Genomic DNA, 1,195 nt, shown 5'->3' with positions numbered 1-1,195 from the left:
CCTGGGCGTGGCCCGGATGAGCCGGCCGCCCCGGACTGGCGGCTGATCCTGGCCGGTCTGCCGGCGGACGGCGAGGAGGAGCCGGCGGGGCGGGGTGCGCGGCGGAGGTGGAGGCGCGCGCGCCGCCAGGAGCAGCGCCGGCAGCGGGCCGGCACGGCCGCTGAGCTGCGCGGCCGGCCCATGAGCCCGCTCGTCGTGCTCCTGGTGGTGGCCGTGCTCCTGGTCCTCGGCGTGCTCTCGCGGTGCGGGGGCACCCCGCCGCCGGCGGATGCCCGCCCACCCGCGCCCGCGCCCGCGCCGGCGCGGAGCGCGCCGCCGGCCCCCGCGCCGCCGGCGCCGGTCTCCGCCGACGCGTCCCCGGAAGACGTCGCGGGGGCATGGGTGCGGGCGCTGCTGACTCGTGACCCCCTGGCGGACGGCTCCCATCGACCGAGCGTGAGCCGGGCCGCCCGGTGGGCGACACCGGAGCTGACGGCCAGTCTGGAGCGGGCGCCGGCCCCGGGATGGGGCCGGCAGGTCAGCCGTGGCGAGGTCACGCGGGTGGTCGCGGTGGCCGTGGTTCCGGCCGGCGAGGACCTGCCGCCGGATTCGCCGGCTCAGGTGTGGCGGCGGGTGACGGCCACGGTGCAGGCGGACGGGTACGCGTCCGTGCGGCGCGATGACGTGGTGCAGGTCGAGGTGATGCTCACTACCGCCGGGTGGCGGGTGGCCAGGGTGCTGGGGGTCTGATGGAGACGCGCGACGTCGCGGAGGCCGCCGCCGGCGCGGCCTCTGCCCCCCTGCTGGCCAAGGCCGGCTGCGCGGTGGCGGCCATTTCGGTCCTCGGAATTATCGGGCTCGGTATGACCAGCATTATCGCGGCCGGATCAGCGAAATTAGAATTCGACGGAAAGAATGTTTCGTGTGAGACTCCGGGGCTCCCCGACCTGTCGGATTTGGGTAGTGTGCCGCCCGGTATCCTTGCTCAGCAGATCTATCACGCGAAAATCATCGACCGGGTGGCACAGGAACGTGCGCTACCCGGTCGGGCGACTCTGATTGCCCTCATGACCGCTCTACAGGAAAGTGGTCTGCAAAACCTGGACCACGGGCACGCCGATTCGCTGGGACTTTTTCAGCAGCGCCCTTCGCAGGGGTGGGGCACCCCGGCGGAAGTACGTGATCCGGTGCACTCCGCGGGCCTGTTTTTCGGCGG

The 1,195-nt window shown here is 73.6% G+C and carries 2 pseudogenes; both read left to right on the top strand.

Going from position 1 to position 1,195, the window contains the following annotated elements:
- Positions 1-729, top strand: a pseudogene (locus AB0D01_RS39740) (hypothetical protein); the annotation flags it as partial.
- Positions 729-1,195 (top strand): annotated as a pseudogene (locus tag AB0D01_RS39735) (hypothetical protein); the annotation flags it as partial. The pseudogenes AB0D01_RS39740 and AB0D01_RS39735, both read left to right, overlap by 1 nt.

It is taken from the genome of Streptomyces sp. NPDC048606 (assembly GCF_040650855.1).
Lineage (GTDB): Bacteria > Actinomycetota > Actinomycetes > Streptomycetales > Streptomycetaceae > Streptomyces.
The sequence above is the reverse complement of the archived record's forward strand: the minus strand, read 5'-3'. Positions and strand labels throughout refer to the sequence as shown.